This is a genomic window from Streptomyces sp. NPDC038280 (assembly GCF_055600045.1).
Genome location: NZ_JBVJYZ010000013.1, coordinates 113,803 through 127,190 on the forward strand (window position 1 = coordinate 113,803; position 13,388 = coordinate 127,190).

Here is a 13,388-nt window from a genome sequence, read left to right on the forward strand (position 1 = left end):
TATTCCTTTTGTCCGGTTCTGATTGTGGTGTGCGCCACAATCGCCCGCGTCGATCACTGTTTCCGTCGTGATAAATCTTCACGACCGCCCGGGGACGCCACCCCTGTTCCCGGGGGCGCTTTGACCGGCTGACCGCCGGTAGCACTCCATCCGTATCCGGGGGGATCAGGACCTGATCCGCAGCCGCAGCAGTCGGCGCGGGTCAGCATGGAGAAAGGCGCACCACCATGACCTCAGTGCAGGTCGACAAGCAGCACGACGGCAATGAGGCCAGCGAGTCCGCCGGCGAGGGTTATCAGCGGGGCCTCGGCGCACGCCAGATCCAGATGATCGCGATCGGCGGCGCCATCGGCACCGGCCTCTTCCTCGGCGCGGGCAAGGCCATCGCGAAGGCCGGCCCGAGCCTCATCCTGGCCTACGCCATCGCGGGCCTGGTCATCTTCTTCATCATGCGGGCGCTGGGCGAGCTGCTCATGTACCGCCCCGTGTCGGGCTCCTTCTCGGAGTACGCCCGTGAGTTCGTCGGCCCCTTCGCGGGGTTCGTCACCGGCTGGACGTACTGGCTCTTCTGGGTCGTCACCGGCATCACCGAGGTCACCGCGGCCGCCACGTACATGACGTACTGGTTCGACATTCCCCAATGGGTGTCGGCGCTGATCTTCACGGTCATCCTCTACGGCGCGAACCTGATCTCCGTGAAGCTCTTCGGTGAGCTCGAGTTCTGGTTCTCGATGGTCAAGGTCACCGCGATCATCGGCATGATCCTCATCTGCGCCGGCATCCTCACCATCGGCTTCTCCGACGCCGGGGACACCGCGTCCGTCACCCACCTGTGGGCCGACGGCGGCTTCTTCCCCAAGGGCATCGGCGGCACGCTGATGACCCTGCAGATCGTGATGTTCGCGTTCCTCGCGGTCGAGCTGGTCGGCGTCACCGCCGGTGAGTCCAAGGACCCGAAGACCGTCCTGCCCAAGGCCATCAACACCGTGCCGTGGCGGATCGCCGTCTTCTACGTCGGCGCGCTGATCATGATCCTGTCGGTCGTCCCGTGGACCTCCTTCCAGCCCGGCATCAGCCCCTTCGTGGCGGCCTTCGAGAAGATGGGCCTCGCCGCCGGCGCCGGCATCGTCAACTTCGTGGTGCTGACCGCGGCGCTGTCGTCCTGCAACTCCGGCATGTACTCCACCGGCCGCATGCTGCGTGACCTGGCGCTCAACAGCCAGGGCCCGAAGATCTTCACCAAGCTGACGAAGAGCGGCACCCCGCTCGTCGGCACCACCTTCTCGGCCCTGCTGATGCTCGTCGGCGTCTGGATCAACTACCAGTGGCCGGGCGAGGCGTTCAACTACGTCGTCTCCTTCGCGACCATCTCCGGCATGTGGGCCTGGATCATGATCCTGGTCTGCCAGATCCGCTACCGCGCCAAGGCCAACCGCGGCGAGCTGCCCGAGTCCGAGTTCAAGGCGCCCGGCGCCCCCTGGACCAGCTGGTTCGCCCTGCTGTTCATCGGCATGGTCATCGTGATGATGGGCATCGACAAGGACGCGCGGATCTCGCTGTACTGCGCGCCGCTGTGGGGCCTGATCCTCGGCGTCTCGTACCTGGTGCTGAAGTCCCGCAACCCGGAGGGCGCGGCCTTCGCCAAGCGCTCCTAGCGCCCGGCTCCGTAGCCCCGCCGCACGGCGCGCTTCTGGGCGCTGTCCAGCATTCGGGCCGTCCCGTACCACTCCTCGGTACGGGACGGCCCCTTTGCTTATCCTGTCGGACATGCTGACCATCACCCGCGCCCTGTACGACCAGATCGTCGAGCACTCCCGCGCGGACCACCCCGACGAGGCCTGCGGCGTGGTCGCGGGCCCGGCGGGCACCGGCCGCCCCGAGCGCTTCATCCCGATGCTGAACGCCGCCCGCTCGCCCACCTTCTACGAGTTCGACTCCGGCGACCTGCTGAAGCTGTACCGCGAGATGGACGACCGCGACGAAGAGCCGGTGATCATCTACCACTCGCACACGGCGACGGAGGCCTACCCCTCCCGCACGGACGTCTCGTACGCGAACGAGCCCGGCGCGCACTACGTCCTGGTCTCCACGGCGGACGCCGACGGCACGGGCCCCTTCCAGTTCCGCTCGTACCGGATCGTGGACGGTGTGATCACCGAGGAAGAGGTCGAGGTCGTCGAGGCGTAGCGGCGCCTCCCGGCCGAGGTCAGGCCCCCGGGGCGGGCGGTGCGCCGCCCGCCTCCGGCCCGACGCGGGTCCATCTGTTGAACGCTTCTCTTCCGGCATGTGAGATCACATTCCGGAACCCGGACCGGGAATCGATACGATGAGCCCATGGTTTCCCACGACGTGAGCGAACAGACGCCGAGCAGCCCGCTGCTCGCTACGCTGCGCTCCGCCTCCACTCTCCTTTTGGGAGCCTTCGGATGGGGAGCATCGCGGCTGCACGTCGACCTGTGCCGCCTCGCCAGCGCGATGTGTCCGTCCCGCGCCGCGATCTGACCCCCGGCCCTTCAGCACAGCAGCCCGAGCACCACCCCACCCGCGCGGGGGGCAAAGAGCCGCGCGCCCTTCACGCCACTCCCGACAGGAGCCCACGTCATGGCCATCGAGGTCCGCATTCCGACCATCCTCCGCACGTACACCGACGGCGCCAAGGCCGTCGACGGCAGCGGTGAGACCATCGCCGAGCTCTTCGCCGACCTCGAGACCCGCCACGCGGGCATCCGGGACCGCCTCATCGACAAGGCCAACGGCGAGCAGCTGCGCCGCTTCGTCAACGTCTACCTGAACGACGAGGACGTCCGCTTCCTGGACGGCATCAACACCAAGCTCACCGACGGCGACAACGTCACGATCCTCCCGGCCGTGGCCGGCGGCATGGTCTGACATGCGCTACGACTCCCCGCTGGCGGCCGTCGGCAACACGCCCCTGGTCCGCCTCCCCCGGCTGTCCCCCTCGGACAACGTCCGTATCTGGGCCAAGCTGGAGGACCGCAACCCGACCGGCTCGGTCAAGGACCGCCCCGCCCTGCACATGATCGAGCAGGCGGAGAAGTCGGGCCGGCTGACGCCGGGCTGCACGATCCTCGAACCGACGTCGGGCAACACGGGGATCTCCCTGGCCATGGCGGCGAAGCTCAAGGGCTACAAGATCGTCTGCGTCATGCCGGAGAACACCAGCGAGGAGCGCCGCCAGCTGCTCGCCATGTGGGGCGCCGAGATCATCTCCAGCCCCGCCGCCGGCGGCTCCAACACGGCCGTCCGCGTCGCCAAGGAGCTGGCCGAGCAGAACCCCAGCTGGGTGATGCTCTACCAGTACGGGAACCCCGACAACGCGGGAGCCCACTACGCCACCACCGGACCGGAGATCCTCACCGACCTCCCGTCCATCACGCACTTCGTCGCGGGCCTCGGCACCACCGGCACCCTCATGGGCGTCGGCCGCTATCTGCGCGAGCACAAGCCGGACGTCAGGATCGTCGCCGCCGAGCCGCGCTACGACGACCTCGTCTACGGCCTGCGCAATCTGGACGAGGGCTTCGTGCCCGAGCTGTACGACGCCTCCGTCCTCACCACCCGCTTCTCGGTCGGCTCGGCCGACGCGGTGACCCGCACCCGGGAACTGCTCCAGCAGGAGGGCATCTTCGCGGGCGTCTCCACAGGCGCGGCGCTGCACGCCGCGATCGGCGTCGGCAACAAGGCCGTCAAGGCCGGCGAGAGCGCCGACATCGTCTTCGTCGTGGCCGACGGCGGCTGGAAGTACCTCTCCACCGGCGTCTACACCGCCGCCACCACGGAAGAGGCCATCGAGACGCTGCAGGGCCAGCTCTGGGCGTAACACCCCACGGGCACGAGCGCGCTACGAGGCGAGGTGGCGGACCTGGTCCCAGACCACCGGGTCCACCACCCCTGCCCGCCTGCGGAACTCCCACACCGGAACGTCCCGCAGCTCGTCCGTCTCCAGGAAGCTCGCCCGCCCCCGCGTGTCGCCCACCGACCCAGGCGGCAGGGCGACCACCCCGCGCCGCTCGTCGTGGTACTTGCTGGTGATCTTGGCGACGAGGGCGCTGTCACCCCGTACGGCCATCACCAGACAGGGCCGGTCCTTCGCGCCGGGCCCGTCCTCATACGGCACCCGCGCCCACCAGATCTCCCCCGGCCGGGGCGTCCGCGCGGGCTCGCGCCGCGGGCCCGAGGGCTTTCCGGGCGGCCGGGTCACCTCCTCCGGACGCCGGCCCCCCGAAGGGCGGCCGCGGGACGAGCGGCTTCCGGAACGCCGGTCACCGCGCCGACGGCCGTCGGCGACCGCGACCACCAGTGCGATCACCACCACCCCGGCCAGCGCCGGCCACCAGGACGTGTCCATACCCCAGGACGTTACCGGCGCGCGCCGCGCCACGCCCGCCCGCCCCGCGCGGGCCCCGGGTCCATCCGAACCGGTGACAGCGCAGGTGAGTTCCCCCACAACGGGCCACCACGGAGGAGCGGCCGACCCCGCCGCGCCTTACGCTCGACAGATCGCACGACCTCCCTCCCCAGCGCCCGCCCCGCTCCCGTCCACGGAGGTTCACGCTCCATGAAGCTCACCGTCGTCGGCTGCTCCGGGTCGTTCCCGTCCGCGGAATCGGCCTGTTCGAGCTACCTCGTAGAGGCCGACGGCTTCCGGCTGCTCCTCGACATGGGCAACGGCGCCCTGGGCGAGCTGCAGCGCCACATCGGTCTGTACGACCTCGATGCCATCTTCCTCAGCCATCTGCACGCCGATCACTGCATCGACATGTGCGGCTACTTCGTGGCCCGGTACTACCGCCACGAGGGCGGCCGCTGCGACGCGCTCCCGGTCTACGCCCCGGAAGGCGCCGAACAGCGCCTGACCACGGCGTACGCGGACACCCCCTCGCCCACCTCGATGAGCGAGGTCTTCGCCTTCCACTCCCTGAAGTCCGGCACCTTCGACATCGGACCCTTCCAGGTCCGTACGGAGAAGGTCTGCCACCCGGTCGAGGCGTACGGCATCCGGATCGAGCACGGCGGGAAGGCGCTCACCTACTCCGGCGACACCGGCGTCTGCGACGCGCTGCACGAACTGGCCGCCGGGAGCGACCTCTTCCTCTGCGAGGCGTCCTTCACCCATGGCAAGGAAGACATCCCGGCGCTCCACCTCAACGGCCGCGAGGCCGGCGCGCACGCGCGTCGCGCGGACGTCGGCCGTCTGGTGCTGACCCACATCCCGCCGTGGACGGACGGTGCCCAGAACCTGGCCGACGCGCGGGCGGTATACGGGGGGCCGGCGGAGCTGGCGTACCCGGGCGCGGTGTACGAGATCTGAGCGCGGCCCCGAGCATGGGGAAGGCCCCGGAACCGTACGGTTCCGGGGCCTTCCCGTCGCTCTCGGGGACTCACGCCTTGGTGAGGTCCTCGATCTCCTCCTCGGGCTCGCGACCCGGGGTGGGGAGGTTGAACTTGGTGATCGCGAAGCGGAAGACCGCGTAGTAGATGGCGGCGAAGACGAGGCCGATCGGGACGATCAGCCACGGCTTGGTGGCCAGGTTCCAGTTCAGGGCGTAGTCGATGAAGCCGGCGGAGAAGGTGAAGCCGGCGTGGACCCCCAGCGCCCAGGTGACGGCCATCGAGACGGCGGTCAGCACCGCGTGGATCACGTACAGGAGCGGCGCGATGAACATGAACGTGAACTCGATCGGCTCGGTGATACCGGTGACGAAGGAGGTCAGCGCGAGCGACACCATCATGCCCATCACGGCCTTGCGGCGCTCGGGGCGGGCGGCGTGCGCGATGGCGAGCGCGGCGGCCGGGAGACCGAACATCATGATCGGGAAGAAGCCCGACATGAACTGGCCGGCGGTCGGGTCGTGGGCGAAGAAGCGGTTCAGGTCGCCGTGGACGACCTTGCCCGCGGCGTCGGTGAAGTCACCGAGCTGGAACCAGGAGACCGTGTTCACGAACTGGTGCATGCCGACCGGGATCAGCGCGCGGTTGATCAGGCCGAACAGACCCGCGCCGACGGCGCCGAGACCGGTCATCCACTCGCCGAAGCTGCTGATGCCGTTGCCGATGGGCTCCCAGACCAGGCCGAACACCACGCCGACGAGGGTGCCGACGAAGGCCATGATGATCGGGACCAACCGGCGGCCGTTGAAGAAGCCGAGCCAGTCCACCAGCTTGGTGCGGTGGTACTTCTGCCACAGCACCGCCGCGATCAGGCCCATGATGATGCCGCCGAGGACACCGGGGTTGTTGAACTTGGCGGGGGTGTCCTCACCGGCCTGGATGACGGCCTCGGAGACCGGGAAGGCCTTGAGGACGTTGCTGTAGACCAGGAACCCGACGAGGGCCGCGAGAGCGGTGGAGCCGTCGGCCTTCTTGGCGAAGCCGATGGCCACGCCTATGCAGAACAGCAGCGGCAGGTTGTCGAAGACCGCGCCGCCGGCGGTGGCGAAGACGGACGCGACCTTGTCCCAGCCGAGACCGTCCTTGCCGAACACATCGGGCTGGCCGAGACGGAGCAGAATACCCGCGGCCGGCAGGACGGCGATCGGCAGCTGCAGGCTGCGACCGACCTTCTGCAGGCCCTGGAACAGGCCGGATCCCCGCTTCTTGGCGGGTGCGGCGGCCTGGGCGGTGGCCGTACTCATCAACTTCCTCCAGTAGGCAAGGCGCCGCCCGGGGCATGATCTACGGGGGACGGCGGCGTCTCAGAAGAACGCGGTGGACTGGACCGCGTGGTCTACACCAATGAGTGGTGTAGACCAGTTTTAGCACGTGAGACTTAGATAAGGAACCTTCAAATCCGTCACCCGTTCTTCACGCCCCGTGCCCGGCCCCAGGGGCATGCGGAACCCGGCCGCCGGGGCATGCGGAAAGGCCCCCGGACCGGTCGGTCCGGGGGCCTTTCCGTCGCCTTTCGCAGGGGCTCGCGCCCGGCCGGGACTACGCCTTCGTGACGTCCCGCTCCGCCTCCTGCTCCACCTCCGGCGGCTCGCGTCCCGGCGTCGGGAGATCGAACTTGGTGATCGCGAACCTGAAGATCGCGTAGTAGACGACGGCGAAGGCGAGGCCGATCGGAATGATCAGCCAGGGCTTCGTGGCAAGGCCCCAGTTGATGACGTAGTCGATCAGGCCGGCCGAGAAGCTGAAACCGTCCTTGACCCCGAACGCCCAGGTCACCGCCATCGAGACGCCCGTCAGTACCGCGTGGATCGCGTACAGGACCGGGGCGATGAAGAGGAACGAGTACTCGATCGGCTCGGTGATGCCGGTGACGAACGAGGTCAGGCCGACCGAGAGCATCATGCCGCTGACCTCCTTGCGCCGGTGCGGCCTGGCGCAGTGGGCGATCGCGAGCGCGGCCGCGGGAAGGGCGAACATCATGATCGGGAAGAAGCCGGTGGTGAACTGGCCCGCGTTCGGGTCGCCCGCCAGGAACATGTTGATGTCACCGTGGACGACCTGGCCGTCCGGCTTGGTGTAGCTGCCGAACTGGAACCACACCGGCACGTTGAGGAATTGGTGGAGCCCGATGACGAGAAGCGCGCGGTTGGCGACGCCGAAGACTCCGGCGCCCCACGCCCCGAGGCCCACGAGCCAGTCGCTGAAGCTCTCCAGCGCGTCGCCGACCGGCGGCCAGATCCACAGGCAGAGCGCGGCGAAGGCGATGGCGACGAAGGACATGATGATCGGGACGAGTCGGCGGCCGTTGAAGAATCCGAGCCAGTCCACCAGCTTCACCCGGTGGTAGCGCTGCCAGAACCAGGCCGCGAGCAGGCCCATGATGATGCCGCCGAAGACGCCCGGGTTCTGGTACGTGTACCCGGCGAAAGTGTCCGCCTGTCCCAGACAGCCGCCCCCGACGTCCTTCGTGCCCTCCGGGCAGTCCTTGGGGAAGGCGTGCAGAACACCGCGGTAGACAAGGAATCCCGCCACGGCCGCGAGGGCGGTGGAACCGTCCGCCTTCTTCGCCATGCCGATCGCGACACCGATGCAGAACAGCAGGGGCAGCCCGAGGTCGGCGTCGAGGAGCGCCCCACCGGCGCCCGCCATCACCTTCGCGACGTCGGTCCAGCCGAGCCCGTCCTTGCCGAAGACGTCCGGCTGGCCGAGCCGGTTGAGGATGCCGGCGGCCGGCAGGACGGCGATGGGGAGCTGCAGGCTGCGGCCCATCTTCTGCAGCCCCTGGAACAGGCCCTGCCACCACCTCTTCTCCGGCACGGCGGCGGTGCTCTCGGAACTCATTGCATCCTCCCGGAACAAGCCAGTCTGGCCGGCGTGGCAACTGGTGTAGACCAGTTGCGGTAGGCTCTCGGAGCCCGGCCGCGGGCAGGACTCCGGTGATCGTCATCATTCGGGACGCCCTGGAATACCGCTCGCGAAGATGGGCCAACCGTGCGTTACCGTGACAAAGCGGCCTACGGTGCGCCGAGACTGCGCTCTTTGACTGCGCTTCGAAGGACAGGGAGAAAGACATGGCCAGCAAGGCTGAGAAGATCGTCGCCGGTCTCGGCGGCATCGACAACATCGAAGAGGTCGAGGGCTGCATCACCCGCCTCCGCACCGAGGTCATCGACCCCGGCAAGGTCGACGAAGCCGCGCTGAAGGCCGCAGGCGCCCACGGCGTCGTCAAGATGGGCACCGCGATCCAGGTCGTCATCGGCACCGACGCGGACCCCATCGCCGCCGACATCGAAGACATGATGTGAGCTGACCCAGCGCACCTCCCCGAAGGGCCCGCCCCGACACCGGGACGGGCCCTTCGCGTACCTACGACTAGGCTCAGCACCATGTCTCGAATCGACGGCCGCACCCCCGAACAGCTCCGCCCGGTCACCATCGAACGCGGATGGAGCAAGCACGCCGAGGGCTCCGTCCTCATCTCCTTCGGCGACACCAAGGTCTTCTGCACCGCCTCCGTCACCGAAGGCGTCCCGCGCTGGCGCAAGGGCAGCGGCGAAGGCTGGGTCACCGCCGAGTACTCGATGCTGCCCCGCTCCACCAACACCCGGGGCGACCGCGAATCCGTCCGCGGCAAGATCGGCGGCCGCACCCACGAGATCAGCCGGCTGATCGGCCGCTCCCTGCGCGCCGTCATCGACTACAAGGCCCTCGGCGAGAACACCATCGTCCTCGACTGCGACGTCCTCCAGGCCGACGGCGGCACCCGCACCGCCGCCATCACCGGCGCCTACGTCGCCCTCGCCGACGCCGTCGCCTGGGCCCAGGGCAAGAAGCTCGTCAAGGCCGGCCGCAAGCCCCTCACCGGCACCGTCGCAGCCGTCTCCGTCGGCATCGTCGACGGCACCCCGCTGCTCGACCTCTGCTACGAGGAGGACGTCCGCGCCGAGACCGACATGAACGTCGTCGTCACCGGCGACGGCCGCTTCGTCGAGGTCCAGGGCACCGCCGAGGCCGAGCCCTTCGACCGCAAGGAGCTCAACGCGCTCCTCGACCTGGCCACCGGCGGCTGCGCGGACCTCGCGGAGATCCAGCGCAAGGCGCTCGACACCACCCTGTAGCAACCACGGACGCCCGCCGCGGCGTCCCACACGACACGGGCGTACGGGTCGAACCGTACGCCCGTCCGTACACCCGCGCACTGCCGCGCGTCCGTACATCCGTGCACTCCTGGGGGAGGACCCGTCCCATGCGCCGTCGCCGTACCGCAGCACTCGCCGCCGCCACAGTCGTACTCGCCCTCACCGGCGCCGTCGGCTGCGGCGCCCTCGACAAGGCCATGGACTGCGTCCAGACCGCGGACGCCATAGCCACCAGCGTCGACAAGCTCCAACAGGCCGTCTCCAACGCCTCCAACGACCCCACGCAGCTCAACGAAGCCCTCAACGACATCACCACCGAGCTGGGCAACCTCAAGAACACCACCGACAACGCCGACCTGTCGAAGGCCGTCGACGACCTCGGCAAGGGCGTCGAGAGCGTCCGCACCGCCGTCAAGAACGGTGACAACACCCCCGACCTCAAGCCGGTCACCGACGCGGCCACCGAGATCGGCAAGGTCTGCACTCCCGGATAATCGGCGCATGACCCGTCTGATCCTCGCCACCCGCAACCCCGGAAAGATCACCGAACTCCACGCGATCCTCGCCGACGCAGGACTCACCCATGAGCTCGTCGGCGCGGACGCCTTCCCGGAGATCCCCGACGTCAAGGAAACCGGCGTCACCTTCGCCGAGAACGCCCTCCTCAAGGCCCACACCCTCGCCCGCGCCACCGGCCTCCCGGCCGTCGCCGACGACTCGGGCCTGTGCGTCGACGTCCTCGGCGGCGCCCCCGGCATCTTCTCCGCCCGCTGGTCCGGCGCCCACGGCAACGACCGCGCCAACCTCGACCTCCTCCTGGCCCAACTCGCCGACATCGCCCCCGAACACCGCGGCGCCCACTTCGCGTGCGCGGCGGCCCTGGCCCTCCCGGACGGCACGGAAAGGGTGGTCGAGGGCCGCCTGCGGGGCGTCCTGCGCCAGGAGCCGGTCGGCGCGAACGGCTTCGGCTACGACCCGATCCTCCAGCCGGAGGGTTACGACGTGACGTGCGCGCAACTGACGTCGGACGAGAAGAACGCGATCAGCCACCGGGGGGAGGCGTTCAGGGCGCTGGTGCCGGTGGTGCGCGAACTCCTGGGCTGACACCCGCACAAGCCGGAGGGCGCGACACCACGCCGGCGTCGCGCCCTCGGGCACGGTGGGCCCGGTGGGACTCGAACCCACGACACACCGGACCTAAACCGGCGCCCTCTTGGCCAGCTGGGGTACGGACCCGCGCCGCCCACTGTACTGCGCCTCCGAGCGGCGTTTCGAGAAGGTGCGGGTTTGGCTGTGACACGACGGGCACAGATACCGAAGGTTCTCGACGCGGTTGTCGAGACGGTCGCCGTTGATGTGATCGACCTCCAGGACGAGGCGTCTGCCCTGCCAGGTGTCGCCGACTCCGCAGGCTTCGCACGTGTGCGGAACGCGCCGTTCGTCGAGGGCGCGGCGCAGCTGCGTGGTCTTGGTGCGGGGAGAGCCCAGCTCCAAAAGGACCAGGACCTCGTCAGCGGACTTACGGCTCTCGGAAGGAACGCCGCGACGGTGGGCCTGGCCGACGAAATGTCCGGCATCGAGGCCGTGGGCCACCACACTGCGCTTCACGCGAGCCCGGTTCGTGCCGTTGTCGGTCATGCCGAGCTGCTTGAGCACACTGGCCAGGCTCCGCGAGGACGCCACTGCGGAAGCAAGTGCCTCGCGCGGCAGGATCCCTGGACCGTACCCGCGCCCGCGGAGGAAGTGCGACGTGTCGATCTCGAAGTGATCGAGCCTCCTCCGGACGTGTCCGTACGGGCAGTCGTCCGGGGAGAAGCCCATGAACTCGATCACCTCGCGGACACTGTGCGCCTGGGCGGCGGCTTTCGCGAGCAGTTCCTTCGAGAACGAACGGCGCGGCCGCTCCGGAAGTGCCTCCTGCCGGAAGTGCGAGGTATCGATGCCGTAGTGCCTGAGGCGCTTGTCGAGATAGTGACGCCGGCCACCGCTCAAAGGCGCGCCCAGCTTCCGCATCATGTCGACCAGACTGGTGGACTCCGCCGCAGCGCGGGCGAGCAGGTCGCGGGTGTAGGTGGGGGATGTCATGCCAGGCCCCGGCGCTTGCGACCGCGGTAATTGTCCGTGACAGCGTGGCAGTTGGGGCACAGAAGCCGGAGGTTCTCGAGTCGGTTGTCCCACCAGTCACCGTTGGTGTGATCCACCTCAAGCGTGAGTGGCTTTCCGTTCCATTCCGGTCCTGTCCCGCACATCGCGCAGGTTTCCTCGACCCCGTTGAGGAGGAGTTCGCGACGCAGGCGGTGCCCGGGCAGCCTGCCCTCCGCGGGGTCCCGCAGGCAGAGGGGGCTCCCTAGAGAGCCCTTTGGGCGACCTCGACGAGTTCGCCTGAAGTGAGAGGTGTCGATCCCGAGCGCGGCAATCCGACGGGCGATGTGACTCTGGTTGCCGCCGACCTGACTGATGCCCAGGTGGTGAACGACTTCCTTGATGTTGCTCGACACAGCCACGGCCGCGCGCAGGCGTTCCTCGGTGTGCCGGACCCTATGTGTCGTGAAGTGGGTGATGTCGATGCCTGCCTCGGCCATCTTCTGCCGCAGATAGCGTCTGCTGCCGGGCGTTGGGCACCCGCCGCACCAACGAACCGCGTCGTCCAAGTGTCGCGTTTCGCGTGCTGCCTCTTCCAATACGTCTCGCGTGTACCGCCCCGCCATTCGGCCCCCTCCGTCCGGTCGCCTGTTCGCGACCTCGCACGGAGTAACGAACCGAATATCGGATGGTCACGTCCGGCATGCGGAAGGGCCTCCCCCGCTCGGCGGTGGAGGCCCTTCCGGAGGGATGGAACCCCGGGCCGGGGCCCGGGAGGCGGTGGGTCAGACGCCCAGGTCCTTGATGATCTTGGCCACGTGGCCGGTCGCCTTCACGTTGTACAGCGCGCGCTCGACCTTGCCCTCCTCGTCGACCACGATCGTCGAGCGGATCACGCCCGTCACCGTCTTCCCGTACAACTTCTTCTCGCCGAACGCGCCGTACGCCTCCAGCGTCGCCTTCGACGGGTCGCCGACCAGCGTGACCTTCAGGGACTCCTTCTCACGGAACTTCGCCAGCTTCTCCGGCTTGTCCGGGGACACGCCGATCACGTCGTACCCCGCGCCCGCCAGCAGCTCCAGGTTGTCCGTGAAGTCGCAGGCCTGCTTCGTGCAGCCCGGGGTGAGCGCCGCCGGGTAGAAGTAGACGATGACCTTGCGGCCCTTGTGGTCCGCGAGCGAGACGTCGTTGCCGTCCGCGTCGGGAAGGGTGAAGGCGGGGGCGGTGTCGCCGGGCTGCAGTCGCTCGCTCATGACTCTCCTCAGGGATTCGCACGTACGCCGCACGAGCCTAATGGGGGTCTGTGACAACCTGCGGGCCACCGAGCTGACAGACTGTCCACAAGAGACCGTTCAGAGACCGAAGCGACGACCGGAGGCAGCGCAGTGTCGGAAGCCAGGACCCCTGCGCAGATCGAGGCGGACATCGTCCGTCGGCGCGAGCAGCTCGCCGTCACCCTCGACGAGATCGGTGTGCGGGTGCACCCGAAGACGATCATCGGGGACGCCAAGGCCCGGGTGGCCTCGACCGTCGACCAGACCGCCGGCCGGGCGTTCGTCGCCGTGAACCGGACCCTCTCCGATGTGAAGGCCCGCTTCACGCACGAGGACGGCGCCCCCCGTCTGGAGCGCGTCGTTCCCGTGGCCCTGGTCGTGGTCGGGATCGTCGGTGCGCTGGCTCTCTCTTCCCGCAAGCCGTCCCGTAAGCCCTCCCGCAAGCGCAAGGGCTGACCGGAGCATGACCCGTCGGGCGTGT

At 68.8% G+C, this 13,388-nt stretch carries 17 protein-coding genes and 1 tRNA gene; 11 read left to right on the forward strand and 7 right to left on the reverse strand.

The window, feature by feature from the left end; all coding sequences use genetic code 11:
- Positions 1–227: 227 nt before the first annotated feature.
- The 5 genes from ACZ7J0_RS24285 (at position 228) to ACZ7J0_RS24305 (ending at position 3,841) form a co-directional block, all read left to right on the forward strand.
- Positions 228–1,655: an amino acid permease gene (locus ACZ7J0_RS24285; protein WP_468710833.1), complete on the forward strand. Its 1,428-nt coding sequence runs from the start codon at positions 228–230 to the stop codon at positions 1,653–1,655.
- A 112-nt stretch (positions 1,656–1,767) separates the two neighbouring features.
- On the forward strand, positions 1,768–2,187 hold the full coding sequence (locus ACZ7J0_RS24290; protein ID WP_470890611.1) for a M67 family metallopeptidase: 420 nt from the start codon (positions 1,768–1,770) through the stop codon (positions 2,185–2,187).
- Positions 2,188–2,334: 147 nt separating this feature from the next.
- Entirely contained in the window at positions 2,335–2,502 is a 168-nt protein-coding gene (locus ACZ7J0_RS24295) for a putative leader peptide (protein WP_470890613.1), read from the forward strand.
- 99 nt (positions 2,503–2,601) lie between these two features.
- Complete coding sequence (locus tag ACZ7J0_RS24300; RefSeq protein WP_470890615.1) at positions 2,602–2,889, forward strand: MoaD/ThiS family protein; 288 nt, start codon at positions 2,602–2,604, stop codon at positions 2,887–2,889.
- A gap of 1 nt (position 2,890) precedes the next feature.
- Entirely contained in the window at positions 2,891–3,841 is a 951-nt protein-coding gene (locus ACZ7J0_RS24305; RefSeq protein ID WP_470890617.1) for a PLP-dependent cysteine synthase family protein, read from the forward strand.
- Positions 3,842–3,862: 21 nt separating this feature from the next.
- Here the strand turns inward: ACZ7J0_RS24305 and ACZ7J0_RS24310 are convergent, their stop codons facing one another.
- The gene (locus ACZ7J0_RS24310; protein WP_470890619.1) at positions 3,863–4,369 is read right to left on the reverse strand and encodes a type II toxin-antitoxin system PemK/MazF family toxin; all 507 of its coding nucleotides are present in this window, start codon (positions 4,367–4,369) and stop codon (positions 3,863–3,865) included.
- Positions 4,370–4,579: 210 nt separating this feature from the next.
- Here ACZ7J0_RS24310 and ACZ7J0_RS24315 point away from each other — a divergent pair, with 210 nt between their 5' ends.
- On the forward strand, positions 4,580–5,332 hold the full coding sequence (locus ACZ7J0_RS24315) for an MBL fold metallo-hydrolase (RefSeq protein WP_468710825.1): 753 nt from the start codon (positions 4,580–4,582) through the stop codon (positions 5,330–5,332).
- 70 nt (positions 5,333–5,402) lie between these two features.
- Here the strand turns inward: ACZ7J0_RS24315 and ACZ7J0_RS24320 are convergent, their stop codons facing one another.
- The gene (locus ACZ7J0_RS24320; RefSeq protein ID WP_470890621.1) at positions 5,403–6,656 is read right to left on the reverse strand and encodes a PTS transporter subunit EIIC; all 1,254 of its coding nucleotides are present in this window, start codon (positions 6,654–6,656) and stop codon (positions 5,403–5,405) included.
- A 295-nt stretch (positions 6,657–6,951) separates the two neighbouring features.
- Positions 6,952–8,253: a PTS transporter subunit EIIC gene (locus ACZ7J0_RS24325; protein ID WP_470890623.1), complete on the reverse strand. Its 1,302-nt coding sequence runs from the start codon at positions 8,251–8,253 to the stop codon at positions 6,952–6,954.
- A gap of 230 nt (positions 8,254–8,483) precedes the next feature.
- Between ACZ7J0_RS24325 and ACZ7J0_RS24330 the strand changes: the two genes are divergently transcribed.
- The 4 genes from ACZ7J0_RS24330 to rdgB all read left to right on the forward strand — a co-directional run bounded on the left by ACZ7J0_RS24330 (position 8,484) and on the right by rdgB (position 10,655).
- Positions 8,484–8,717, forward strand: a complete 234-nt coding sequence (locus ACZ7J0_RS24330; protein WP_468710821.1) for a PTS sugar transporter subunit IIB — start codon at positions 8,484–8,486, stop codon at positions 8,715–8,717.
- A gap of 81 nt (positions 8,718–8,798) precedes the next feature.
- Positions 8,799–9,530: a ribonuclease PH gene (gene rph, locus ACZ7J0_RS24335; RefSeq protein WP_468710819.1), complete on the forward strand. Its 732-nt coding sequence runs from the start codon at positions 8,799–8,801 to the stop codon at positions 9,528–9,530.
- A 128-nt stretch (positions 9,531–9,658) separates the two neighbouring features.
- On the forward strand, positions 9,659–10,045 hold the full coding sequence (locus ACZ7J0_RS24340; RefSeq protein ID WP_470890625.1) for a hypothetical protein: 387 nt from the start codon (positions 9,659–9,661) through the stop codon (positions 10,043–10,045).
- Positions 10,046–10,052: 7 nt separating this feature from the next.
- The gene (gene rdgB / locus ACZ7J0_RS24345; RefSeq protein ID WP_470890627.1) at positions 10,053–10,655 is read left to right on the forward strand and encodes an RdgB/HAM1 family non-canonical purine NTP pyrophosphatase; all 603 of its coding nucleotides are present in this window, start codon (positions 10,053–10,055) and stop codon (positions 10,653–10,655) included.
- A gap of 56 nt (positions 10,656–10,711) precedes the next feature.
- Here rdgB and ACZ7J0_RS24350 read toward each other — a convergent pair.
- From ACZ7J0_RS24350 to bcp, 4 genes are all read right to left on the reverse strand, one after another.
- Positions 10,712–10,787 (reverse strand) — tRNA-Leu (locus tag ACZ7J0_RS24350).
- The gene (locus ACZ7J0_RS24355; RefSeq protein ID WP_470890770.1) at positions 10,749–11,636 is read right to left on the reverse strand and encodes an HNH endonuclease signature motif containing protein; all 888 of its coding nucleotides are present in this window, start codon (positions 11,634–11,636) and stop codon (positions 10,749–10,751) included. The genes ACZ7J0_RS24350 and ACZ7J0_RS24355 overlap by 39 nt, the downstream gene beginning before the upstream one ends.
- Positions 11,633–12,259 (reverse strand): HNH endonuclease, encoded by a 627-nt coding sequence (locus tag ACZ7J0_RS24360; RefSeq protein WP_470890629.1) that lies wholly within the window; start codon positions 12,257–12,259, stop codon positions 11,633–11,635. Before ACZ7J0_RS24360 ends, ACZ7J0_RS24355 begins: the two co-directional genes overlap by 4 nt.
- Positions 12,260–12,418: 159 nt before the next feature.
- On the reverse strand, positions 12,419–12,886 hold the full coding sequence (gene bcp, locus ACZ7J0_RS24365; protein ID WP_468710812.1) for a thioredoxin-dependent thiol peroxidase: 468 nt from the start codon (positions 12,884–12,886) through the stop codon (positions 12,419–12,421).
- Between the two features lie 132 nt (positions 12,887–13,018).
- Here bcp and ACZ7J0_RS24370 point away from each other — a divergent pair, with 132 nt between their 5' ends.
- Positions 13,019–13,363, forward strand: coding sequence for a DUF3618 domain-containing protein (locus ACZ7J0_RS24370; protein ID WP_470890631.1), 345 nt, complete (start codon positions 13,019–13,021; stop codon positions 13,361–13,363).
- Positions 13,364–13,388: the final 25 nt, after the last annotated feature.

Coding starts and splice junctions, on each gene's coding strand:
- ACZ7J0_RS24300 (WP_470890615.1), top strand. CDS start 2,602: ATGGCCATCGAGGTCCGCATTCCGACCATCCTCCGCACGTACACCGAC.
- ACZ7J0_RS24325 (WP_470890623.1), bottom strand. CDS start 8,253: ATGAGTTCCGAGAGCACCGCCGCCGTGCCGGAGAAGAGGTGGTGGCAG.
- bcp (WP_468710812.1), bottom strand. CDS start 12,886: ATGAGCGAGCGACTGCAGCCCGGCGACACCGCCCCCGCCTTCACCCTT.
- ACZ7J0_RS24355 (WP_470890770.1), bottom strand. CDS start 11,636: ATGACATCCCCCACCTACACCCGCGACCTGCTCGCCCGCGCTGCGGCG.
- ACZ7J0_RS24340 (WP_470890625.1), top strand. CDS start 9,659: ATGCGCCGTCGCCGTACCGCAGCACTCGCCGCCGCCACAGTCGTACTC.
- ACZ7J0_RS24320 (WP_470890621.1), bottom strand. CDS start 6,656: ATGAGTACGGCCACCGCCCAGGCCGCCGCACCCGCCAAGAAGCGGGGA.
- ACZ7J0_RS24290 (WP_470890611.1), top strand. CDS start 1,768: ATGCTGACCATCACCCGCGCCCTGTACGACCAGATCGTCGAGCACTCC.
- ACZ7J0_RS24285 (WP_468710833.1), top strand. CDS start 228: ATGACCTCAGTGCAGGTCGACAAGCAGCACGACGGCAATGAGGCCAGC.
- ACZ7J0_RS24315 (WP_468710825.1), top strand. CDS start 4,580: ATGAAGCTCACCGTCGTCGGCTGCTCCGGGTCGTTCCCGTCCGCGGAA.
- ACZ7J0_RS24305 (WP_470890617.1), top strand. CDS start 2,891: ATGCGCTACGACTCCCCGCTGGCGGCCGTCGGCAACACGCCCCTGGTC.
- ACZ7J0_RS24310 (WP_470890619.1), bottom strand. CDS start 4,369: ATGGACACGTCCTGGTGGCCGGCGCTGGCCGGGGTGGTGGTGATCGCA.
- rph (WP_468710819.1), top strand. CDS start 8,799: ATGTCTCGAATCGACGGCCGCACCCCCGAACAGCTCCGCCCGGTCACC.
- ACZ7J0_RS24360 (WP_470890629.1), bottom strand. CDS start 12,259: ATGGCGGGGCGGTACACGCGAGACGTATTGGAAGAGGCAGCACGCGAA.
- ACZ7J0_RS24295 (WP_470890613.1), top strand. CDS start 2,335: ATGGTTTCCCACGACGTGAGCGAACAGACGCCGAGCAGCCCGCTGCTC.
- rdgB (WP_470890627.1), top strand. CDS start 10,053: ATGACCCGTCTGATCCTCGCCACCCGCAACCCCGGAAAGATCACCGAA.
- ACZ7J0_RS24330 (WP_468710821.1), top strand. CDS start 8,484: ATGGCCAGCAAGGCTGAGAAGATCGTCGCCGGTCTCGGCGGCATCGAC.